At 29.0% G+C, this 23,057-nt stretch carries 21 protein-coding genes; 4 read left to right on the top strand and 17 right to left on the bottom strand.

Annotated features, from left to right (window positions below; all coding sequences use genetic code 11):
* Window positions 1–13: 13 nt before the first annotated feature.
* The 4 genes from BLS77_RS00315 to BLS77_RS00300 all read right to left on the bottom strand — a co-directional run bounded on the left by BLS77_RS00315 (window position 14) and on the right by BLS77_RS00300 (window position 3,967).
* Entirely contained in the window at window positions 14–967 is a 954-nt protein-coding gene (locus tag BLS77_RS00315) for an ABC transporter substrate-binding protein (RefSeq protein WP_089964726.1), read from the bottom strand.
* Window positions 957–1,547 carry a UbiX family flavin prenyltransferase gene (locus BLS77_RS00310; protein WP_089964724.1) on the bottom strand — a complete coding sequence of 197 codons (591 nt, stop codon included), beginning with the start codon at window positions 1,545–1,547 and terminating at the stop codon, window positions 957–959. Before BLS77_RS00310 ends, BLS77_RS00315 begins: the two co-directional genes overlap by 11 nt.
* Before the next feature lie 115 nt (window positions 1,548–1,662).
* Window positions 1,663–2,532, bottom strand: a complete 870-nt coding sequence (locus BLS77_RS00305) for a UbiA-like polyprenyltransferase (RefSeq protein WP_089964722.1) — start codon at window positions 2,530–2,532, stop codon at window positions 1,663–1,665.
* The gene (locus BLS77_RS00300) at window positions 2,519–3,967 is read right to left on the bottom strand and encodes a menaquinone biosynthesis decarboxylase (RefSeq protein ID WP_089964720.1); all 1,449 of its coding nucleotides are present in this window, start codon (window positions 3,965–3,967) and stop codon (window positions 2,519–2,521) included. Before BLS77_RS00300 ends, BLS77_RS00305 begins: the two co-directional genes overlap by 14 nt.
* 173 nt (window positions 3,968–4,140) lie before the next feature.
* Here BLS77_RS00300 and lpdD point away from each other — a divergent pair, with 173 nt between their 5' ends.
* Window positions 4,141–4,521 carry a prenylated flavin chaperone LpdD gene (gene lpdD, locus BLS77_RS00295; RefSeq protein ID WP_089964718.1) on the top strand — a complete coding sequence of 127 codons (381 nt, stop codon included), beginning with the start codon at window positions 4,141–4,143 and terminating at the stop codon, window positions 4,519–4,521.
* Window positions 4,522–4,638: 117 nt separating this feature from the next.
* Here the strand turns inward: lpdD and BLS77_RS00290 are convergent, their stop codons facing one another.
* The 9 genes from BLS77_RS00290 to BLS77_RS00250 form a co-directional block, all read right to left on the bottom strand.
* Complete coding sequence (locus BLS77_RS00290) at window positions 4,639–5,925, bottom strand: aspartate aminotransferase family protein (protein ID WP_089964717.1); 1,287 nt, start codon at window positions 5,923–5,925, stop codon at window positions 4,639–4,641.
* Between the two features lie 37 nt (window positions 5,926–5,962).
* On the bottom strand, window positions 5,963–7,888 hold the full coding sequence (locus BLS77_RS00285; protein WP_089964715.1) for a peptidase U32 family protein: 1,926 nt from the start codon (window positions 7,886–7,888) through the stop codon (window positions 5,963–5,965).
* Between the two features lie 295 nt (window positions 7,889–8,183).
* Window positions 8,184–9,338: a M20 metallopeptidase family protein gene (locus tag BLS77_RS00280; RefSeq protein WP_089964713.1), complete on the bottom strand. Its 1,155-nt coding sequence runs from the start codon at window positions 9,336–9,338 to the stop codon at window positions 8,184–8,186.
* Between the two features lie 257 nt (window positions 9,339–9,595).
* Window positions 9,596–10,342 carry a hypothetical protein gene (locus BLS77_RS00275; protein ID WP_089964711.1) on the bottom strand — a complete coding sequence of 249 codons (747 nt, stop codon included), beginning with the start codon at window positions 10,340–10,342 and terminating at the stop codon, window positions 9,596–9,598.
* A gap of 9 nt (window positions 10,343–10,351) precedes the next feature.
* Window positions 10,352–11,077: a hypothetical protein gene (locus BLS77_RS00270; protein WP_089964709.1), complete on the bottom strand. Its 726-nt coding sequence runs from the start codon at window positions 11,075–11,077 to the stop codon at window positions 10,352–10,354.
* A complete protein-coding gene (locus tag BLS77_RS00265; protein WP_175490718.1) occupies window positions 11,070–11,927 on the bottom strand; it encodes an ABC transporter ATP-binding protein in 858 nt (285 codons plus the stop codon). Before BLS77_RS00265 ends, BLS77_RS00270 begins: the two co-directional genes overlap by 8 nt.
* Before the next feature lie 4 nt (window positions 11,928–11,931).
* Window positions 11,932–12,303, bottom strand: coding sequence for a GntR family transcriptional regulator (locus tag BLS77_RS00260; protein WP_089964705.1), 372 nt, complete (start codon window positions 12,301–12,303; stop codon window positions 11,932–11,934).
* 206 nt (window positions 12,304–12,509) lie between these two features.
* Window positions 12,510–14,357 (bottom strand): peptidoglycan-binding domain-containing protein, encoded by a 1,848-nt coding sequence (locus BLS77_RS00255; protein ID WP_089964703.1) that lies wholly within the window; start codon window positions 14,355–14,357, stop codon window positions 12,510–12,512.
* 131 nt (window positions 14,358–14,488) lie between these two features.
* Window positions 14,489–15,964, bottom strand: coding sequence for a methyl-accepting chemotaxis protein (locus BLS77_RS00250; RefSeq protein WP_089964701.1), 1,476 nt, complete (start codon window positions 15,962–15,964; stop codon window positions 14,489–14,491).
* Between the two features lie 345 nt (window positions 15,965–16,309).
* On the opposite strand from BLS77_RS00250, the gene BLS77_RS00245 reads away from it, so the two are divergent.
* Both BLS77_RS00245 and BLS77_RS00240 read left to right on the top strand, forming a co-directional pair.
* The gene (locus tag BLS77_RS00245; RefSeq protein ID WP_089964699.1) at window positions 16,310–17,353 is read left to right on the top strand and encodes an alpha/beta hydrolase; all 1,044 of its coding nucleotides are present in this window, start codon (window positions 16,310–16,312) and stop codon (window positions 17,351–17,353) included.
* A gap of 17 nt (window positions 17,354–17,370) precedes the next feature.
* Window positions 17,371–17,958 (top strand): DNA-3-methyladenine glycosylase, encoded by a 588-nt coding sequence (locus BLS77_RS00240; protein WP_089964697.1) that lies wholly within the window; start codon window positions 17,371–17,373, stop codon window positions 17,956–17,958.
* Window positions 17,959–18,050: 92 nt separating this feature from the next.
* Here BLS77_RS00240 and BLS77_RS00235 read toward each other — a convergent pair whose 3' ends face one another.
* A complete protein-coding gene (locus tag BLS77_RS00235) occupies window positions 18,051–18,872 on the bottom strand; it encodes a nitroreductase family protein (RefSeq protein ID WP_089964695.1) in 822 nt (273 codons plus the stop codon).
* 25 nt (window positions 18,873–18,897) lie between these two features.
* Complete coding sequence (locus BLS77_RS00230) at window positions 18,898–19,704, bottom strand: nitroreductase family protein (protein WP_089964693.1); 807 nt, start codon at window positions 19,702–19,704, stop codon at window positions 18,898–18,900.
* 222 nt (window positions 19,705–19,926) lie between these two features.
* Here BLS77_RS00230 and BLS77_RS00225 point away from each other — a divergent pair, with 222 nt between their 5' ends.
* Window positions 19,927–20,814, top strand: coding sequence for a LysR substrate-binding domain-containing protein (locus BLS77_RS00225; protein WP_089964691.1), 888 nt, complete (start codon window positions 19,927–19,929; stop codon window positions 20,812–20,814).
* A gap of 28 nt (window positions 20,815–20,842) precedes the next feature.
* Here the strand turns inward: BLS77_RS00225 and BLS77_RS00220 are convergent, their stop codons facing one another.
* Both BLS77_RS00220 and BLS77_RS00215 read right to left on the bottom strand, forming a co-directional pair.
* Complete coding sequence (locus BLS77_RS00220) at window positions 20,843–21,592, bottom strand: flavodoxin family protein (protein WP_089964689.1); 750 nt, start codon at window positions 21,590–21,592, stop codon at window positions 20,843–20,845.
* A 94-nt stretch (window positions 21,593–21,686) separates the two neighbouring features.
* Entirely contained in the window at window positions 21,687–23,036 is a 1,350-nt protein-coding gene (locus tag BLS77_RS00215; protein WP_089964687.1) for a B12-binding domain-containing radical SAM protein, read from the bottom strand.
* Between the last annotated feature and the right edge of the window lie 21 nt (window positions 23,037–23,057).

The raw sequence follows: 23,057 nt of genomic DNA, 5'->3' as shown, positions 1-23,057 counted from the left end.
TTTTCCTCCAAAACTAATTAATTGCTATATCACTTATTACATCTTTAGCTTTAAGTTCTTTAGTTATTATTCCTTTAGCCTTTGACCAATCTAATACTGTTTGAACTTTTTCTTCTGATGGTAGGTAATTATTTTTAAATTCTGGCAATTCAATATTACCTCTCATATCTTCTGAATATCCAACAGTAGATATTATTATATCTTCATATTTACTTATATCATTATTATTTATATAGTCAATTGCTTTATCATAAGCCTTATAAAAATTCTTTATATCTTTTGGGTTCTTAGTTATAATTTCTTGCAGAAATGCAGTTGTAGATATCATTATATCTTTATTATATATCTTAGTTATTTCGCGTCCACCATCTGCAATTGCTGTATCATTAAATGGTGCTGGTAAAATTGCCGCATCTATTTGATTATTTTTAAGAGCCTCTAATCTTGCTGGCATAGCTGGTACTGCTACCTTTTCTATTGAACTTGCATCTATACCATTTTCATTAGCTATATTATCAGCTAAATAGTCAATCATTGTACGTTCTGATATTCCAACTTTTTTACCTACTAAATCATCTATAGAGTTAATTTCTGAATCTTTTCCAGCTACTAAAGTCCATGATCCATTAGTTGTACCCGTTATTTTCATATCCATTCCTGAATTTTGATAAATTGAAATAGCAACTTCATCACATAATACTCCATCTAATTGTTCTGCTTGCAATGCTGCATCTCTATCTTTCGCAGCCTTAAATATTTGAAGATCAAGATCTATTCCTAGTTCCTCAAAATATCCATTTTCTTTAGCTATTACTAAAGGCACTGCATCAATAGACCCCATTACCCCTACTCTTAAAGTAGTTTTTGCCCCTTTTTCAGCTGTCTCTTCTTTTTTATTTCCACATGCCACCATTGTTGTTGCCATCGCTAACACCATAGTAGCTGCTATAATTTTTTTAATTTCCATTTGTTGTATCCTCCCATTTTTTGAATAATTCATTATTTATATTAAGATAATCTAATATCTTACCAACTAAAAAATCCACCAATTCATCTATTGATTTTGGATGATGATAAAAACCTGGCATTGCAGGAATAATTGTAACTCCCATACTTGATAATCTATGCATATTTTCTAAATGTATAGTGCTAAGTGGAGTTTCCCTTGGAACTATTACTAATTTTCTTCCTTCTTTCATTGCAACATCTGCAGCTCTACATAATAGATTTTGAGATAAGCCATGACTTATCTGGGCTAATGTGCCCATAGAACAAGGCAGTATTATTACCGCATCATATTTATTAGATCCACTAGCTACTCCTGAAAATAAATTATCATTATCTTCAAGTTTTATATTTTTATGTTGTAAACTTAGCTCTCCAATCCATGTATCTAAATCCATAGAAAGTTCATATTTAAATACTTGTTTTCCTTTTTCTGTAGCTACTACATTAGTTTGAATACCCAAGTTAACTAACACTTCAATTAATCTTTTAGCATATATACTTCCACTTGCTCCTGTAATTCCAATCACTATTTTTTTCATAGTTTACCTCCCTATCACTTAAGGCATTGTAAAATAAATAATATACTAAAAATAAATGATACTGGTCTATTATTTATTTTGTTATACCCAATAATTAAACAAGTCTATCTACTATTTACATTAAACAGTCTACTAATCCAAAGACTAAAAATACAATACTTATAACTTGATTAACATTATATGATGCTACTTTAACATTCTTTAAATTATCCGAGCTTACCATTCCATGTTGCACTATAAATAACATTCCAATTATAAATAACCCTATGTAATATATAATGCCAAGTTGCTTAGTTAATAATCCTACAATAACTAAGGCTCCTAATGCAATCACATGAAATGCACTTGATATTAATAACGCATTTTTAACACCAAACTTTGATGGTATTGAGCAAATTCCATTTTCCGTATCAAATTTATAATCTTGAGCACCATAAATAATATCAAAACCAGCTACCCATAAAGTATTAGCTGCCCCCATAACTAATGGAAGCCATGTGATTTCACCAGTAACTGCAAGCCATGCACCAACTGGCGCTGCTGCTGAAGTTATACCAAGTATTATATGACATGTCCATGTAAATCTCTTTGTATAAGAATAAATTGTCATTAAAAATAAGGCTATTGGTGAAAGTATTAAACAAACTGTATTAAGTTTCCAAGCTCCAAAAACCATAACTCCAAAACATATTACTACAAAAATCAACACTTCTTTTTTCTTCATTAAACCTTGAGGAATTTGTCTAGTAGCTGTCCTAGGATTTTTCGCATCTATTTCTGCATCTATTACTCTATTTAAAGCATTAGCTCCTGTCCTCGCCCCTAAGAAAGCTACTATTATCCAAAATATTGTCTCAAAATCTAATTTTCCATTTCCCGCCAGCAACATAGAAATCAAGGCAAATGATAATGAAAAAATAGTATGTGAAAACATAACTAGTGTTCCATAGTCTGTAATCCTATTTTTCATTTTACTTAATTCCATATTCTGACCACCTTTTATCTACCTGTTCCTTTATTTCATCTGACATTTCTATATCTTTTGGCCATTCTCTAGTGTGCCCTTCACTTGGCAATTTCTTTGTAGCATCTATTCCCATTCTACTACCATAAAAAGCTGTGGCAGCTGCATGGTCTAATGCATCTAATGGACCTTCTGAAATTACTACATCTCTCTTTGCATCAATATTATTAAATACCTTCCAAGCTACTGTAGATACATCTTGAGGATCTATGTCTTCATCTACTATAATAATCATTTTTGTATACATCATTTGTCCCATTCCCCATAATGCATTCATTATTTTTCTTGCATGTCCTGGAAAACTCTTTTTAATTGATACTATTACACAACTGTGAAATACCCCTTCTAGTGGGAAGTTTATATCTACTATTTCAGGATTCATCATCTTTAATAGTGGTAGGAATATTCTTTCTGTAGCCTTTCCCATATAACAATCTTCCATTGGTGGCTTACCTACTATTGTAGTTGGGTATACAGGTTTCTTTTTATGAGTTATACATGTTACATGAAATACTGGATAATCATCCGCTAATGAGTAATATCCAGTGTGATCACCAAATGGTCCTTCTCTTTTAAGCTCTTCATTTACATCTACGTATCCTTCAATTACAAACTCTGCATCTGCTGGAACATAAATTTCATTAGTTATAGATTTAACCATATTTATTGGCATTTTTCTAAGGAAACCTGCAAACATCATTTCATCTACCATTTTAGGTAATGGCGCTGTTGCTGCATATGTAATTGCTGGGTCACATCCAAGCACTACTGATATAGGCATTTTCCCACCTTTTTTTTTATATTGCTCATATATTTCTCTTCCATCTTTATGCCAATGCCAATGCATACCTGTAGTATTTTTATCGTAAACTTGCATTCTATACATACCCATATTTTGTATTCCAGTCTCTGGATCTTTAGTTATAACAAGTGGTAGTGTTATAAACTTTCCACCATCTTCTGGCCAACACTTTAGTATAGGTAGTTCTGTTAAATCGGGTTCATGATTTATAACTTGTTGACAAGCTCCCTTTATTGGCAGTTTAATAGGCAGAATTGCTGCCATTCTGCTTAATCTAGGTATTGATTTAATCTTATTCATTATACCCATATAGTTAGCCATATCTATAAATTCTTCTATATCGTTTCCTATATCATTTATTTTTTCAACACCTAATGCCATTGCCATTCTTTCATAAGTACCCATAGCATTAATTAAAACTGGATACTTAGAGCCCTTAACATTTTCAAATAATAATGCAGGTCCGTAGCCCTTTGAAACTCTATCTGTAATTTCAGTAATTTCAAGGTCTGCATCTACCTCTACTGTTACTCTTTTTAATTCACCTTTATTTTCTAGTTCCTTAATAAATGTTTGTAAGTCCTTAAAAGACATAAAAAACCTCCTAATGTTGACTCTTTTATATTTGGTCAACTCTCTCATATTACTACATTTCCATTTCTATTTCAACAAATTACTACCTTCAATATATATTTATACTATCTTTAATATATATTTTTCCTATCATATATATTATAATTATAAAAAATCCCCAAAGGAGGATATACATGTTTCAATTAACAAGAATATTTAGAAATCATAATATAAATTGTTCAGCTATAAACATGGGTACTGATTGGAATATAAGTATATATGGCGGTGAAACTCCTCATATAGGTGCTGTTGCACTTGGTATTCCAAGGCTTAGTCTTTATGGCAACAATAAAATAAGTTCATCAGTATCTCTACTAACAATAACAGGTCACAAAGAAGATATCATAGTACAAAATGCGGCAAAAAAAATATGTAGCAGAATTAATAGCACTGTAGTTGTCTGCTGTGGAATACATATTAAAGATATTACATTTGATGAAATTGAAAATTTAAATTATGTTATAGATGAACTTGTAGAAGAATTAATTTTAAAAATAAGTGGTGGGTGTAAATAACCTTGTGTATCTTGTCTAGTTAGGAAACCCTCAGTTATTTTAAAAATTTATACTACAAAATAGGATACCACCATTACTGTGATATCCTATTTGCCTTGCTTTACTTTTTTAAATTATTTATTTTACTTGATCTAAAACTTGATCTAAAACTTGATCTAAGTTAGTTATTAAAGTTTCTATATTTTCTTCTGTTATTACTAATGGTGGTTGAAAAGCTAATACATTTCTACCTAATCCATTTTTACCTACTATTAGTCCCCTATCTTTTAACTTTTCTAATATTATGTCAGTTTCCTCGCTTGCAGGCTCTCCATTTTCTTTTACTAATTCTGCACCTAGCATTAAGCCTATGCCTCTTACATCTTTTATTATGTTATGTTTGTTTTTTAAATTTTCTAATTTTCCCTTTAAAATGATCCCCAGTTCTTCAGCTTTTTTACAAAGCTGATTTTGTTCTATATAATCTAGAACTGCTATTGCAGTAGCTGATGAAACTGGATTTCCTCCGAGTGTTGATGCAGATGGCTTTGTGAATGCTTTTGCTATTTCATCATTAGTGCAAAAAGCTGATATTGGCATACCATTTCCTAGTGCCTTCGCCACTGTAATTATATCTGGTACCACATCATAGTTTTCTATGGCAAACATTTTACCTGTTCTTGCAAAACCAGTTTGTACTTCATCAATTATTAATAATATTTTATTCTTTTCTAAGATACTTTTTAATTCTTTAAAATACCAAAGTGGCGGAGTTATTATTCCTCCATTTCCTTGTATCGGTTCTGCTATTAATGCTGCTATATTTTCAGCGCCTCTTGTATTAATTATTTTTTCAATACTCCTTAAGGATTCTTTTGCTGCTTCATCTATATTAAGTTTTTCATTTATTATATTTTTAGCAAAATGTATTGATGCTGATAAATCCTGATCTGCTCTCCACATAGGTATAGCAGTAGCACTCATTGTTAAATAAGTTCTTCCATGTAGCCCGTTGTTTAATGCGATAAATTCATTTTTCCCTGTATATAATCTAGCTAATAGCATAGCCCCTTCATTTGCCTCTGATCCTGTACAACAAAAAAATGAACGCCTTAAATCCCCTGGAAGCACAGTTGCTAATTTCTCTGCTAAATTAACCATAGGCTCTGTTAAATAAAGTATTGTTGTATGTTGAAGAGTTCTCATTTGATTTATTGATGCTTCCACTATTTCTTTATTGCAATGACCACAGTTCATTACTGATACTCCTGCAAAAAAATCTATGTACTTATTATCTTTATCATCATATAAATACTGCATATCCCCCTTTACTATTTGCGGTGGATTTTTGTAAAAATGATTCCCTTGAGATGATGGAAATAAATATTCCTTTTTCTTTTCAATTATCTTTTCTGCTCCAATCAAAATCCTCTTCCTCCTTAGTTATTTCCTTTTGCCAACCTTAATCAAACTGCATTGCCCCTAATGTAAACCCTGAACAATTATAATCAAATTCATTAAATATTTCCTTACAAAGTTCTAAATTATCTATTGCTTTTTTATAGGATTTTATAATCTTTCTTAATGTATCATTATCATAATTACAAGCCTCTATTCTAAAACATTTAGCTCCAAGTTCACTTAATTCTTTAAGTATTGGCATATAACATAGTTCTTTAGATAATAACATGTGATTTTTCCCTGCATTATCTATATATATAGGATGTTCATTGCCTTTATCGTCTACTAATAATAAAACATCTTTATCCATATATTTTCTCTCTACATTTTTAGTTTTCTCTAACACTTTAGTATTTTCATATATATCATGACTCATATACATTACAACTGGTGAACCATGTACTATTATTTCTAAAGGTAATGATGATCCTATTAATATATCCTTTGTGTTCTTAACTGGTGATTCACAGGATATTGCGGCTAAACTTAAACCTTGATTTTTATAGAAATCTGCTGAAATTCGATTATATATATTTAATGAATAATCTCCAATAAGTTCTAATCCTAAATCATCAAATTTGCTTATATTACCTAGACTTGTAACTAATAGACCATCTATTCCTAATTTATTATTTCTTAGTAAATGATTATACTTTGAAAGATCTCCTTCAGACATCATTCTTGGCATACCTAAGTATACTTTAGAATTTTTCTTATTTTTAGCTATATCTATTATTTCCTTTTTATTAAATGGAAGGTTTGGTTTAAATACCTCTCCTGATAAATATACCTTGTCCACTCCCTCTTCTATTGCTACCATAGCTGATTCATAGGAGTTTACTTTTACACTAAGTTCTGCCTTATTATTAATTTTATTATGGGTTTCTAGAATAGCCTTAACATGTTCTACTCTTTCTTCTTTTATTTCAAATTCGTCCATAGGGCTACTAAATACCTTCCCAGTACTATAAAGCTTACCTGTACCTTCATAACGCTCATTTATATTTAAAAGACCAGGATTTCCAAAAGCATATGCAGTTGAGAAATCTCTTTTTCTACTTTCATACAGTTTTATAGAATCTTTCTTTCTATCATAATTAATAGGATCTTCTATATATCTATCAATAGAATCACTATAAGAATTCACTAAATCTACAAGATAATCTGTATCTCTCATTCTTCCTTCAATTTTAAAAGATACAATTCCAGCTTCAATTAATTCTGGAATATTTTCATACATATACATATCTTTTACTGCCATAGGGAAACTTGTATTATACTCTTCTCCACCTTTATTTATTTTATAAGACCAACGACAAGGCTTCATACACAAGCCTCTACTACCGCTTTTCCCAAATAACATTCCACTATACATACATTGAGCTCCATGAGCCACACACATATCTCCATGAACAAAATATTCAAATTCCATATCTGTTTTACTAGATAGTTGTTTTACTGTATTTAAATCTAATTCCCTTGGCATAACTACCCTTGTAACTCCAAGTTTTTGTAATTTTTCTATAGTATCAAAATTATGTACATTCATCATTACAGATGAATGTACATTTAAATTCAACCCTAAATCTTTAATTAACTTTATTACACTCATATCCTGTACTATTAGAGCATCTGGTTGTATTCTATCTAAATATCTAAAATACTCTTCAGCCTGTAATAAATCATCTGAACTTAATAAATTATTTACTGTTATATATACTTTTTTCCCTAAAGAATGTGCTATTTGTATTGCTTCCTCTAGCTCAAAATTAGTAAAGTTAAAATCTTTTCTATGCATACGCATGTTAAATATTTTACCCCCTAAATAAACTGCATCAGCGCCACTATTTATTACAGATTTGAAAATTTCAAAATTCCCAACAGGGGCTAATAACTCAACTTCTTGATCATTAAAATATCTACTCATCTTATGTTACCTCTTTTATTTGTATTTTTATAATTTAAATCTTTGCTCAATTATATCATATTCCTATAATAATGCATGCCAACTATTAAATACCCATTCTATAAATATCATAAATTACCTTTACATTTATTGCAACATTATCGATTTAATTAAAGCATAGTATATTTCAAAAATGTAAAGGTAATACTTATTTATTTTTTAGCTAAATACTTAACTTTCAGGTAAATAAAAAAATACAACACAGTATTTTTTGTACTGTGTTAAATTCTATAATTATATTTTTCCTCATTGTAACTTAGGCTTCTAATGCATAAGCTAAATATAGCTTAGTGCTTATTAAAACTGCCCTTTCATCTATATTAAATCTTTCATTGTGATTTGGAAAATCCCTTCCTATCTTTGAGTTTCCCCCACCTACAAATACAAAAACTCCTGGTATTTTCTTTTGATATATTGAAAAATCTTCCCCAAGCATCATTTTTGGAATACACACTATATTTTCTTTATCAAATATCTTTCTAGCTCCTTCTAATGCCGTTTTAACTGCTGCCTCATCATTAAACACCACGGGGTGTGAAGAAATATTATATTCAATTATAGCAACTGCTCCATGTGCAATTGCTGTGCTATATGCAATTCTTTTTATAGAAGTTTCTATTTTCTTTGCATTTTCATCCGAAAACATTCTAACAGTTCCTTCAATAAGTGCCTCCCCAGAAATAATATTATGAGAAGCTCCAGATACCATATGCCCAATAGTTACTACTGCTGGATCTATAGGATCAATTTCTCTGCTTACAATAGCTTGGATTCCCATAACAGTTGCTGCACATACCAAAGTCGCATCAACACATTGATGAGGCTTACCTGCATGTCCCGATTTTCCCTTAATAAATATTTTAAACTTCTGTGATGCTGCCATTCTATTACCTTTTTGTATAGAAATCTTGCCACATTCAATATCACCAAAAACATGTAGCCCAAATATCTCATCTACTTTATCTAAATGTCCAGACTCAACTATAAGCTTTGCCCCACTAGAATTTTCTTCTGCAGGCTGAAATATTATAATAATTTTTCCTGGCAATTCATCTTCATATTTTTTCAAAATAATTGTAGCTCCAATAAGTGATGCCATATGTGAATCATGACCACAAGCATGCATTACCCCTAAGTTTTCAGAAGTATAATCTACGCCCGTATTTTCTTCTATTTTTAAAGCATCCATATCTGCTCTCAATGCAATAGTTCTACCTGTACCTTTACCTACCGTTGCAATTACCCCTGTTTTTCCACATTCTACATATGTCACTCCTATTTTGTCTAATTCCTCTTTTATTTTTTTTGACGTTTCATATTCCTCTAGTGCAAGCTCAGGATGTTTATGAAATTCTCTTCTTAGTGCAATTATATAGTCGCCTAATTCCCCTGTTTCCTTTAGTATATCCACTTTAAATCATCCTTTCTCTCTTGTACTTCATATTTATTGTTATATGCCTTAGTTACCCTAACTATCTTTAATATATTAATTATCTATATTAATTAATATATCCACTAAATAAAAAATAGTACCGATTTAGTTTACTTAGAAACTGGTATTAGTCAATCTACCTTACTACTTAGAAATTCCTAAATCCATTATAAATTCAAAAAAAATTCACTACAGTACCTAAAAGTACTGTAGTGAATTAGATTTCTTATATTTTTCTAGTTTCTAATTTTAAATTTCTGTCCATAGAAAAAATTGCATATTCTATATGAACATATAAAAATAATTGGCGTTAATATTACTGTGATTATTAATATTGTATCTGCTTGTTGATATGCTGAAAATTTCCCAAAGAAATCTTGTGCAATATTTCCATTAACAAATAGCAAATTTCTATCTACAAATAAAAGTAATATTATATATGTTCCACAAGTTAGTAATATAGATAATAATTTTATTACTTTTGATTTTATAAAAACAAAACTAGTACCAAAGGCTATAAATATTAAATGGGATAGTTTACTAAATAACTCCTCTTTCCAATTTTGAGTAAATGCTTGTATTAAACTAAAATTATCATCCCCACCAGTAATAATTCCTATTGAAAAAACAAAATTAATAATTAGAAATAATCCTATTAAAGAAAACATAACAAAAATAATAATTACGTTAATAAAAATATTTAACAAAATGCAATATAAAAATATATTACATATATAAAATCTTTTAGATACAGGTAAAAGCTCAAAATGTTTTACTTTGCTACTAAAAGTAATGTGTAATGCAAGTAATGAAAAAATTAGTAATGGAATATTATTTAAAACTCCACCCAAGTCTGGGATATTTAGAATTACTATATTGAAAATAAAAATTTCTAAAAACAATAAAAAATTATATTTTGTATTCAAATTTGTAATTAAACTTTTAAAAAGAATTCTTTGAAATGCTATTATTTTCTTAATCATAAATCCTCCTTATTCATTAATAACTATTTTTTTATGAAGATTTAATGCTATTTTAATCCCTCCAAATAAAGAGATTATAAATAGTATTGAAGAAATACCTAGAAGTATATATTTAAAATTTATATTCTCTATATTAGCTAATGCACTAGATAATTTTATATTATAGATTAACTTAAATACATAAGCAGATACGAAGAATAAAACAAAAATAGTAATAAGTGAACCAATCCTATATTTTATATCTTTAATAAAGCATATAGCAATACATATATTACCTATACTAAAGAAAAACAGAATACTAATTATACCCCCACATATAAAAAACCCTTTAATATCTGCTAAAAACCAATTCCAATTATTTAATAAAAGGTTTGAATTCCCACGTGAAAATAACCACATAACTATAAATGAAACAACGGCAAATCCACTTACTATCATAACTACAATAAAAATGAAATGGTAAAAACTAAAAAATATATTATAAATAGCAAATTTATTAGATACCGGTAACAACTCCCAAAGTTTTATCTTTTTGTTTACACTTTGGTAAACAAATCCTATAGGCATAATTCCAATAGCAATTACGTTAGCATCTCCTCCGACAATAATATTATAAGCAATACTAAAAAAGATAAACATAAAAAATATTTTCCCTACATGTTTTGATGATTTAGTTGGATCAAAATTATTTTGAAAGAAAAAGACCCTTTGAAAACTTCTTATTTTTTTAAGCATCCTTATTCAGTCCCCCTCTAAGAATCATTACATCTTCAATACTAACATGGGCAAATTTTACACCAGGTATATTTTTAAAAGGTTCTCTATCTTCAACCAAGCCTTGGTATCCAAAAATATTTTCTTTTAAGCCTTTTATATTTCTTTTTAGTTCATCAGAAATTGCTGATTTATCCACTTGAATTATAGAGTATTTTTCTATTAATGTTTCTTTATCCATTGAAAAAACAATTTCTCCTTTATCCATTAGTGTTATATAATCAGCAATTTTTTCTAAATCGCTTAAAATATGTGTTGAGAAAAGAATAGCTTTATTTTCGTCTTGCATAATTTCAAGAAAAAAATCAATAATTTCGGCTCTAGAAATAGGGTCAAGACCTGCAGTTGGTTCATCAAGAATTATTAAATCTGGATTATGACAAAGTGCCATAATTACATTAAATTTAGTTTTCATGCCTTTTGAATATTTGGTTAAGTTTTTATTTGGATTCAATTCAAACTTATCCATTAATAAGTTATATTTATTAATATCAAATTCATCATAAAATGGAGCTATCATTTTTACAATGTGCTTAGGCTTAACAATGGTATATATTAGATCATCAAAAACTACTCCAATTTTCGATTTAACTTTTTCATCATTACCATACATCCTTAATCCATCAAATAATACTTCTCCACTTGAATGTTGAAGTTGATTTACTATTGATTTAATTAATGTTGTTTTTCCAACACCATTTCTTCCTATAAGCCCCATAACACTTCCTTTATGTATAGTTAAATTTATAGATTTTAATTCAAAATCTCCATTTTTTACACAAAGATTTTTAATTTCTAAAGCATTTCTCATAATATTAACCTCCATAGATATCATTAATAATTTTTGTAATTTCTATTTTTTCAATATTAGAGTTATCAGCAAAATCTTTGATTTCATCTAATTTCTTTTTTAACTCAATTAGATGAAGTTCTTTTGTTTTATCTAAATCAATTTGATTTACAAAGCAACCCCTACCTGGAATTGTTATAACAAGATTTTGTTTTTCTAACTCTTCATAAGCCCGTTTAACTGTTACTATTCCAACTCTTAAATCCTTTGACATAACTCTAATAGATGGAAGTTGCTCTTCTCCTTTTATAATACCCTTAAAAATTTGTTCTTTAATTTGGTTAGTAATCTGCTTGTATATAGGAGTCTGGGAAAGCGAAGAAATTATTACATTCAAACTATCACCTCCAACATGCTATTACTGTGATTATACATTAGACACAGATGGAGTTCAAGTAAATTTTGGTAAATACTCAAATTTTCTCAAATAATAACTATTTTAAAAATGCAAAAGGAGCTCCACTAAGAGCTCCTTTTTAGTAATAATAAATATATATATAAGAAAAAGGGAATTTCAATATAATAAAAATATCGCATCCCTATTTACTTAGATTTTCTTGATTTACTTCTTTTTTCTTTAATTTCTCTACCAGTATATAAATCTTCATAAGTTGAAGATATTTTCTCCCAAGTAATTTCGTCAACTATACAACTAACTTTTAATCCAAATTCTTTTTGTAATTTTTCAACTGCAATCTTAGTATTGTTATCAAACTCCCCAGTTACAGGTATTTCATCTATCCTATAATTATTTTTTGCAATTACATTTATATATTGTTGCAAAACAGTAACATATCCATCTTTATCCCCAAGCTCTAAGTTAAATCCAGGATAACTATATAGTATATCTGATTTATTAATATTTTTCCCACTATCTAAGCTATCATATACTGATATTAATTTATTCCAATCATTAACACCAACATTTCCATCATCATTTAATTCAAATTCCTTTTGAAAGGCTATTACCGCATTCTTTGTTCCTTTGTTGAACACTCCATCAACTTCTATCCTTGGAATTTTTTTATAAACTCTTGATATTGCTTGTAAATAAGTTTGCAGCCATTTAATATCCTCTCCAACTAAATTTTCCTTTAGTACATAGCCTGGATAGTGCCTTTCTACTCCTGGTTTTTGATTTTCTTCATCTATCTCTGGTTCTTGATTAAGCTCTGCTAATCTTTTTACTCCAACGTAAATATCTGATATCCTATACCAAGTAGCTCTTCCAACAATTCCATCTTGAGTTAGGTTAAAAACCTTCTGAAAAGTCTTAACCGAATCTTCAGTTTGCTTATCAAACTTACCCTCTACAGAAACAATTTTAGGAATAGCCGGAAAATTTTTAGAAATTCTATTTAATTGCTTTTGAATTATTTTTACATTTTCATTTATATCATTAAGTCTAAGGGGTGCCCCTGAATACGACTCAGGTACTCCTTCAATAACAGTTGCTCTAACTAAATCTTTGTCATATCCAAAATAATATTTTATAATATCTAAAGCTTCTACCCCTGCATTTGCTAAATCAACCGAACCCCATTGTGATAATCCATCACATTTAACAGTTGTACCATTACAGTACTGTGCAAAAAACGGAGTTTTATTTCCAATAGTTATAATATATTTACTAAAAATTTCATCAACTATTTTACTTATATTTTCATATATATTTCTACCTTTTATAAAATATTGATCATAGGCAGTTGAGTTTGTAATCTGGAATGAATATCCTTTATTTCTATACCATTCTGTATAAATTCTATTTAGTGCAAAAGATATTTGGCAATAAATATTTGCCTTTAGTGATTCTTCTGGCCAAGTTGGATAAATTTCACTTGAAGCAACATTTTTAATGTAATCAACAAATCCTACTGTCACATTTTCAGCACCTGAATTTGGATAGCCTAAATGCACTACAATAAATTGTGGTATATATACTTTATCCAAAACAAATGGGTATTCCATTGTTCCTATCTGCTTGTCTCTTTGTTCTTTAAGTACTAGTTGTTGCTCTGGTATAACAATTATCTCTGGTAAAGAAGTAAATTCACTAATCTTATCTTCCTCTTTTAGTTCAATATTCTGTATTGATGTATTTTCCTCAAAAACACTTACCCCCTCCACAATAACCTCTACAAAGCCATCCGATAAAACATCTAAATTATACCTTCCGTAAGGAATTATACCGCTTTCATATGGTTGTTGTGATAAGCTCTTTTCTGGAGTATCTACCTCTATTATTTCACTTCTTCCACTAATATCAAATGCATCATCTTTTTCATAAACTATATTTCCATTTTCAGCATTAGTAATCTTAAGACTGCCCCTAGTTTTAGGTAACGCATCCATCACCTTAAATAGCCTTACTAATATATATCCTTTTTCCAAAGTAATCTCCTAAAAAAATTATTGTTATATTAATTTATGTAAATCATATCCAAAGGTGCATATCATTATTTATATCTACTTTTAATCCTGAATTTTCTGCAAATCATTGTTATTTTTTTCTAATAGGTTTTTTACTTCATATATTTTAGCACTTCTACGCCTTCTTTAGAGTTATTTTTAATAATTTCAATAGTATCATTTATATGAGAAAATACCTCTCTTGATAATTTTTCTACGTCTAAATAAAAAGTGTTAGCCTTTTTAAAATCCTTATCTTCAATTGCTTCAACTACTTTTTTCCCCATACTGTGTAATCCCTCATGAGCCTTATCAATTTCATTCCAGGCTTCAACTATATATGGATTATTTACGGTAATAGAGTGATAAAAATGACCAAAAGCACATCTTTTTGAATTGGTTTGAATTGGATAAGTTTTCTTTTCATCTACAATTCGTTTTAAATTTTTCATCCAATTACCATGAGCTTCTTTTGCCTTTGAAAGATTATTTATCAACTCCTGATTTGTTATTGCATTTACTCCACCATTTAAAGAAGATATCATATTCCTTGCAATATTACTAAGCTCTTCATCAATTTTTGATATTTGTTTAGCATTTCCAGCACTTTCAGTAGCATCAGAATGAATATTCTGTGTCATATAATTTAGTTTTTCCACATCCCTTGTTGATGCATCCATAGCTTGGTTTATTTGTGTCGCTGCTTCCTTTATCTCACCCATTGATTCTGATATCTTATGTACATCTTCAATTGTACCCCTTAGCATAGATACATTTTCTTTCATAGTTCCAGATATAGTATCTAACTTTGAATTCATATTATTCGTAGATTTCATTGTATTATTCATACTTTCTTGTCCACCATTTGCTGCTTGATGTACGTTATTTACAAAAACCCTCATTTCATCCAAATTAATCTTAGTGTTATCTGCTAATTTTCTAATTTCATCAGCTACAACTGCAAACCCTTTTCCAAATTCTCCTGCACGTGCTGCTTCAATAGACGCATTAAGTGCTAGTAAATTTGTTTGTTCTGCTATTGCTTCCACTCCATTTACTATTTCATTTACTTTGACAGCCATGTCAACTAAATGCTTTATTTGCTCGCTCATTATAGTTGAATCTTTCATAACATTCTCTTTTAATATATTAACTTCATTTAATTGAAGCATACCCTCATCATTTTTCAAAACTAAAGCTTTAGAAGCGCTAGCTAGCTGATCCATTGTCTCAGATGTATTTCCTATCGTCTCATTTACTTGATTCATATTCGCAGTAATTTCTTCTACTATAGCCAGGTTAGATTCACTTAAACTTGACATATCTTTTGCAAAATTTATTAGCTTACCCGAAGAATGTGTCATTTTCACATCAAAATCGCTTAAAGAAGCTGTAATATTTACTAGTTGTTCAGACCCCATAGACATTTTCTTTTCACTTGCTAAAAGCTTGTCAAAATGTTTAAATAATGTTTTGTGAATAGGATAGTCTATTTGGGGATTCTCCACTATTTTTCCATTCATTCTATCTTCAACATTTTTAATTATACAAAGAGCTTCATTGCATGGTGCCTTCTTAAATAATTTCATAGTTATTTCTCCTTCTACCTTTTACTCATTCCATCTATTTACTAGAAATTTGTAATTTTTTATATTATTTTATACTATTATATCACTATCTCAATATACATCTCAAACTTTGTGCATATAGTAGACTTAGGAATATTCAAAAAATAACATCATAAAGATACTCTTTTAAATTCCCCTTAGTGTATCTAATAAAGCCAAATTATAATAATCAGTTTATACATATGATTAAACTGATTATTATAATTTATATGGGTATACTATTACTGACATTATATTTTTCCATTAAAAACCCTAGTGAATATTTGCTAATAGGTTATCTTAATATAATGGTGGAGGTTTTATTAAATGCAAAAGAAAAAAGTATTTTGGATTTTTTCAATTGTTATCTTATTTGTTATGATATATAGTTCTTTTATGATTAAAAATTTAACTACAACAAGTTATGGTAAGCTTGATAAAGTTTTTGGTGTAGTTACAAAAATAAATAATTACTTTAGCCCTACTTCACTTAAAGAAAAATCAACATATGAAATACGTGAAGCCTTACATAAAAGTGCAACAAAATGGAGCCCTAAGCCTATATCCTTTTCCAATATAAAAAATATGGATATAAAAACCTCTTCAAATCAAGTACCAGTACGAATATATACGCCTGATAATGGCAATGATTTTCCTTTGATAATATATGCTCATGGAGGTAGTTGGATAAGTGGTACTATTGATGACTATGATCATATTTGCAGGAAACTTTCAAAAAATTCAAAGGCTATAGTAGTATCTGTAAATTATCGCCTTGCACCAGAAAATCCTTTTCCATCTGGGCTTAATGACATGTATAATGTGCTTCAATGGGTTTATTTAAATGCTAAAAGTATTAACGGAAACTCAAATCTAATATCTATTGTAGGCGACAGTGCTGGTGCTAACCTTTCTGCTGTAGTTTCTCAAATGGCACGTGATAAATCTGGCCCTCATATAACTTCTCAGGTACTAATATATCCATCTACAAACATTTATGAGCTAAATACTGAATCTTGGTCTTATTTTGGTATGGATTATAATCTTACAAGGGAAAACTCTGAGAAATTTATCGACCTATATACTCCAATATTAGAAGATAGGAGGAGTGAATATGCATCTCCTTTATTATCTGAAAATTTTAATGGATTACCTGATACGCTTATAATTACAGCTGAATTTGATCCACTTAGGGATGAGGGTGAATCTTATGGAAACAAATTAAAGGAAGCAGGTGTATATGTAATTTCTACTAGATATAAAGGTGTTACACATGGTTTTATTTCTATGGGTAACCTTACAAAAAAAGCAGATAAAGCATTAAATGAAATTTGCACATATCTACAAAAACAATTCAACAAAAAAATATAAAAGGGAGAATATATTTAATGTTAGAGAAAGATTTTTATGTAAAAGGAGCATTAGATTTAGCAAAGGATTTGCTAGGTAAGGTATTAGTAAGAGAAATTGATGGTCGAATTTTAAAGGGAAGAATAATAGAAACAGAAGCCTATATAGCTGAAATTGACAAAGCTTGTCACGCCTACGGCAGAAGTGTTACAAAAAGAACTGACCCACTATATAAGGAGGGTGGCATTGCCTATGTATATTTTATTTATGGATTATATCATTGTTTTAATATAGTTTCTGGACAGGAGGGTAAAGCTGAAGCTGTTTTAATAAGAGCAGTTAAGCCATTAAATGAAATTGACTATATTAGTATTAGGAGATATGGAAAGGAAAATAATCAATTGACTAAATACCAAAAAAATAATTTAACTAATGGGCCTTCAAAATTATGCTTAGCATATGGTATTAATAAGGAAGATAATTATAAAGAAATACATGTAAAAGGTGATTTGTATATAATTGATGATCAATATAGGGATTTTGATATAATAGAGACCAAAAGGATAGGTATTGATTATGCAGAGGAAGCCAAAGATTTTCTATGGAGATTTTCTATTGATGTGTAAATTTAATACCCCTATATTTATTTGCAAACAAAAAGCTGCAACAAAATTTTATAATTTCATTGCAGTTTTTCACTAAACATATAATTTTTTTTTTATTTCCATAATATATTCGCATTTTTTCTTGGTACTGTTCTTGAATATTTTACACTTGGATATCCAATTACCATACATGTAACTATTTTTTTATTTTCATCTAATCCTAAATAATTCATAATACTTTTATTTCCTTGAGCCGCTTTTATAAAGAATCCACTAAAGAATGTTCCAAGACCTAGTGCATTAGTCATAAGTTCCATATTTGAAGAGGCTAACCCTGCATTAACTTCTGAATCTGAAACAACAAGAATTATAGCAGGTGCATTAAAGAATAATCCATCTCTTATAGTTGGATCTTTTTTATAACTTTCATACATATTCATCCAAATTTGTGCATACCTTTTATATACCATTGTTTCTGGTGTTAAATTAGCAAGTATTCCTTTTCCTGCTTCATTTAAGCTTTCAAGCCCCATAACCTTTAACTCTTCTATACCTTCTTTTACTACTACATAAGATACATTTTGACTATTAATTCCTGTTTGAGTAAATCTTCCTGCTTCTATAATTTTAGAAAGTTTTTCTATTTCTACTTCTTTATTTTTAAAATGTCTTACACTTCTTCTAAATTTAATTGAATTTAATAAGTTATCTGCATTTATATCAAAAGTTTCTTTATTATACTCTTTTACCTCATCCATATTATAATCATCTGTTGATACAGCGTCTTTAGGACAAATAGCTATACAATGACCACACTTAATGCAATTTATATTTTTAACTTTTGCTTTTCCATCTACAAGTTCTATATCTCTTACTGGGCAATCTTTAATACATAACTGACAAGCTATACATTTCTCTTTATTTACATTCATCATAATTTTGTCTCCCTCTTTTATAAATTTAACCTATCCATGACATAACATATTTATATTCACTTTCTATTTTAGGATCTATAATTTTAAATTCTCCATTTAGATTTTGTTCTTCAGCCATTAAATGAAAATGGCAAAGTGCAATTCCTATATCTATTCTATTCATTTCTATTTTACCCGCTGTGTAAAAGTGAAATTTATTTCCTATCTTTAATATTCTCCAAGGCTGTTTGTTCATAGCTGATGGTGCAATTCTTACCATTTCTAGCACTTCACTATAACTTTCTGCATCTTTTTTTGAAAGTGAATTGTTAAAATTATTATTAAAGAAAACTTCTTCATAGCTTTTTCGTTTTTTATTCTTACTTCCCATCATTGATGCAAGTAATGATTTTTTACCACCTTCATATCCTAAAGGTGAAACTATTGAAATAGTTTCGTTTTCTTTTATATTCATAGCTTTTGCAAATGTACTTTTACTAAAGGTCCCCCCCATCCATACAGTTCCAAGCCCTAAAAATGTACAATATAAAACTACTTTTTCAAAAACATAACCAAGGGATTCTAAATCAAGTTCTCCCTTTTCTGAAGCAACTGCTAAAAAATAATTAGCCCCTTTTATTACTCCATATGTTCCAAGTTTTACGTCTTTATTACTATCATCTTTTTGTATTAATTTAATTCTTACGTTTCCATTAAAAGGATTTTTCGCTTCATTTATATACTTTTCTATTTTTCCTATTATCTCTTTTGATAAAAGTCTATTTTCATAGTTCCTTACTGAATGTCTCTTTGTCATTACTTCTTTTATTTCTTTATTAAATATATTACTCATAATTTGAGGCTCCCCCTTTTGACATATCCATAAATAAAATTTATAATTACTAAATATATTAAGTGGATCATCAAATATTATATTGTGATTATATCACCTATAAACTTACTACGTCTAATTCACTTTTTTCATATAACTATAACTTTTAGTTATAGTTATATGAAATACTATTTTTTAGATTTCTATCAAATAATATACCTGAATTATCCAAGGAGGATTAAAATGAATTTACAACAATTAGAGTACCTTAAAATAATAGCTGAAACTGAGAATTTTACAACTGCTTCAAAATTATTATCTGTAACTCAACCAGCTTTAAGCAAATCAATATCAAAATTAGAAAATGAATTAAATGTACCTTTATTTGAAAAGAGTGGTCGAAACATTAAACTTACTCGCTTTGGCAAAATATTTTTAACTCATAGTAATTTAGCTTTAACTGAAATAGAACAAGGCGTAAAGGAACTTCAAGATATAATCAATCCAGTAACTGGAACAATCTCTATTTCTTCTACATCTAGTATTGGAACATATTTTATGCCTTTTATAATTAGTGATTTTTTAAATAAAAGTCCTAATAGTAACTTTAAATTTAATCATCAATCTGTCCCAGGAATATTAAAAGATTTAAAAAGTGGGAAAATAGATTTAGGATTTTATGATTATGTAGATAGTATTGATTCTCACACTGACATTGAATCAATTCCTATAAAAAGAGAAGAATATGTTTTAATAGTTCCTAAAAATCATATTCTTTCAACTAGAACTGAGATTTCTTTAAAAGAATTAAAAGATGAATCATTTGTTGCATTTTGCGAGTCAAGTAAAGACAATATGCTTTCATACTCTGAGTACTTAGGTTATATTCCTAAAATCTCTATACAACCTAGCGAATCTAGCATGCTCGAAGGTTTAGTCGCTGCTGGTGCTGGTATTTCACTAGTTCCAAATACACCAGTTATTAATACAAATACTCTATCCATTATAAAAATTAAAGAAAAGATTAAAGATAGAGTTATTTATATGGGTTACCTTAAGGATTCCTATATGTCTCCAATTTCAAAAGTGTTTAAAGATTATGTAGTTTCTTCAACTACCTATTTAAAATAAGTAATACACTAATTTTAACTTTAGCGTATTACTTATGTTTTTTCATCATTTTATATATAAAATTTCCTATTCCATTTTTTAATATACCTATTTCTACTTTTGGAGAAAATGGATATTTATTTAACTCTGTCTCATTCCAATAATCATAGTCTGCGCTTCCAAATTTATTTTTTTCATTAGCCATACCTCTCCATATGTTAAACATTGCTACTGATTTTATACTTGGCTTATGAAGTTTATTTGAGTTTAAATCATTCATAAAGTTTTTAGCAGCTTTATGAATTCTCTCATTATTTTTATTATTTAGTTCTAATCCTCTATATGCAATTGGTAAGGTATTAACATAATTAAATCCCCAGTAATGAAGTACTTTCTTTATATAATTAGCTACATCCGTATGTCCAGCACCTGCAGTTGTAGTTATAACTAATGCTTTCTTAGTAAAAAATCTTGGTCTATGGAAATTATATGACATATGATCTATGAAATCTTTTAATAAACCTGTAACTTGAAGTGAATAAACAGGAGATGTAATAATTAATGCATCTGCTTTTTCAAGTTTAGTAGTAATATTACTTATAATATCTTTATGAGGACATTTATTTTCACCTTTCATAATACAATTAAAACATCCAACACAACTTGGAATCCCTTGTTTCCTTAGCTCAATATCAATAAATTCAACATCACCATTTTTCTTCATTTCTTCTTTTACTAAATTTAATACATCCCATGTATTTCCCCTTCTTGGGCTGCCATGAATAACTAGACACTTCATAAATATCCCCCTCAATACTTTGAAATTTATCTCCCTTATAAATATATTATAATTATTTCAAAAATATATTGAAATAATTACCTTTAAATACATACTATTTTAAAGTTTTTACTAACATACCCCTAGCCTTAAATAACTTTTCATTTTTAATTAAAAAATTCCATACTGGCTCAAACTTTTTCCAAGTCCCTGCATAAGTTAAATGTTTCAATTTCATGCCTAACTCTTCATGGTTTCCTGAACATTTAACTATATTTCCCCACTTATAAAAATTTTCATAAGCTCTATTATATCCAGCTTCCATTTCTTCTTTTGATATATTTGGATGTTTAAATACAAGGTGCCTTGTATCATATAATCTCCAATCATCTGTTAATATTCTATTATCTTTTTTCATTTGTTCATATATAACAGTTCCTGGATAAGGTGTTAGAATATGATTTGTAGCAGTAGCAATCCCACTCTTTATTGCCCATTCAGTAGTTCTATCAAATACATCCTTGGTATCATTATCTAATCCGAAAATAAAGCTACCATTAATCATAATTCCTAATTCATCTAACCTCTTAATAGCTTTACTATAGTCTTGTCCTAAATTAGAACGTTTATTAGCATTTACTAAACTCATTTCATTTATGCTTTCAAAACCTATAAATGCGCTCCTAAATCCTGCCTCGTAAGCTAGCTCTATAGTTTCATTATCAAAAACTGAATCTATTGTTATAGCACCTTGAAATACTTTTTTCATACCTCTCATTTCTCTAAATATTTCTTTAGAAAGTTTTTTGTCTGCAAATAAATTATCATCCAAAAAATATAAATGCTTTCCAGGCATACTTTCTATCTCCTCTAAAATTCTATCAATTTTATATGCATAAAAAGATTTTCCATTCTTATAAAAAGAGTTTACATAACAAAAAGAGCACTTATTAGGGCACCCTCTTGAAAACACCATGGAATTTGGTACAAGATACTTATCTTTCTTAAATAAATCTCTTCGTGGTAGCGGTAATCCATCTAAAGATACCTCTCCTTGTTCATATACTTCTAAAGCTTTCCCTGCTCTTAAATCTGAAAGAAACTTAGGAAAACTAGCTTCACCCAATCCAAGTAAAACTACATCTGCATGTTTTTTTGCTTCTGATTGCATAGATGTTGCATGTATTCCTCCAATTGCTACCTTTATACCTCTCTTTCTATAACTGTCAGCGATTTCATAAGCTCTATGTGCATTTGTAATATAACTTTCAATACAAACCAAGTCAGGTTCATCATCTAAATTTATCTTCTCAACATGTTCATCAACTATTTCTATCTCATCTGATTCTGAACATAACGAGGCTAGAGTTGCTAAACCCAATGGTGGAAAAAGCGAATATTTTATAGGTCTCCAATAAGGACTTTTTGATTCCTCTAATGCAGGTAAAATAAACTTTATTTTCATAACCTAGCCCCCTATTTTTCT

The sequence above is a fragment of the Clostridium gasigenes genome (genome assembly GCF_900104115.1).
Classification (GTDB): domain Bacteria; phylum Bacillota; class Clostridia; order Clostridiales; family Clostridiaceae; genus Clostridium; species Clostridium gasigenes.
This window is presented reverse-complemented; position numbering and strand designations above follow the sequence as displayed.

Excerpts from the sequence above, each read along its gene's own strand:
- BLS77_RS00315 (WP_089964726.1), bottom strand. The coding sequence starts at position 967 with ATGGAAATTAAAAAAATTATAGCAGCTACTATGGTGTTAGCGATGGCA.
- BLS77_RS00310 (WP_089964724.1), bottom strand. The coding sequence starts at position 1,547 with ATGAAAAAAATAGTGATTGGAATTACAGGAGCAAGTGGAAGTATATAT.
- BLS77_RS00305 (WP_089964722.1), bottom strand. The coding sequence starts at position 2,532 with ATGGAATTAAGTAAAATGAAAAATAGGATTACAGACTATGGAACACTA.
- BLS77_RS00300 (WP_089964720.1), bottom strand. The coding sequence starts at position 3,967 with ATGTCTTTTAAGGACTTACAAACATTTATTAAGGAACTAGAAAATAAA.
- lpdD (WP_089964718.1), top strand. The coding sequence starts at position 4,141 with ATGTTTCAATTAACAAGAATATTTAGAAATCATAATATAAATTGTTCA.
- BLS77_RS00285 (WP_089964715.1), bottom strand. The coding sequence starts at position 7,888 with ATGAGTAGATATTTTAATGATCAAGAAGTTGAGTTATTAGCCCCTGTT.
- BLS77_RS00275 (WP_089964711.1), bottom strand. The coding sequence starts at position 10,342 with ATGATTAAGAAAATAATAGCATTTCAAAGAATTCTTTTTAAAAGTTTA.
- BLS77_RS00270 (WP_089964709.1), bottom strand. The coding sequence starts at position 11,077 with ATGCTTAAAAAAATAAGAAGTTTTCAAAGGGTCTTTTTCTTTCAAAAT.
- BLS77_RS00265 (WP_175490718.1), bottom strand. The coding sequence starts at position 11,927 with ATGAGAAATGCTTTAGAAATTAAAAATCTTTGTGTAAAAAATGGAGAT.
- BLS77_RS00250 (WP_089964701.1), bottom strand. The coding sequence starts at position 15,964 with ATGAAATTATTTAAGAAGGCACCATGCAATGAAGCTCTTTGTATAATT.
- BLS77_RS00245 (WP_089964699.1), top strand. The coding sequence starts at position 16,310 with ATGCAAAAGAAAAAAGTATTTTGGATTTTTTCAATTGTTATCTTATTT.
- BLS77_RS00240 (WP_089964697.1), top strand. The coding sequence starts at position 17,371 with ATGTTAGAGAAAGATTTTTATGTAAAAGGAGCATTAGATTTAGCAAAG.
- BLS77_RS00235 (WP_089964695.1), bottom strand. The coding sequence starts at position 18,872 with ATGATGAATGTAAATAAAGAGAAATGTATAGCTTGTCAGTTATGTATT.
- BLS77_RS00230 (WP_089964693.1), bottom strand. The coding sequence starts at position 19,704 with ATGAGTAATATATTTAATAAAGAAATAAAAGAAGTAATGACAAAGAGA.
- BLS77_RS00225 (WP_089964691.1), top strand. The coding sequence starts at position 19,927 with ATGAATTTACAACAATTAGAGTACCTTAAAATAATAGCTGAAACTGAG.
- BLS77_RS00220 (WP_089964689.1), bottom strand. The coding sequence starts at position 21,592 with ATGAAGTGTCTAGTTATTCATGGCAGCCCAAGAAGGGGAAATACATGG.
- BLS77_RS00215 (WP_089964687.1), bottom strand. The coding sequence starts at position 23,036 with ATGAAAATAAAGTTTATTTTACCTGCATTAGAGGAATCAAAAAGTCCT.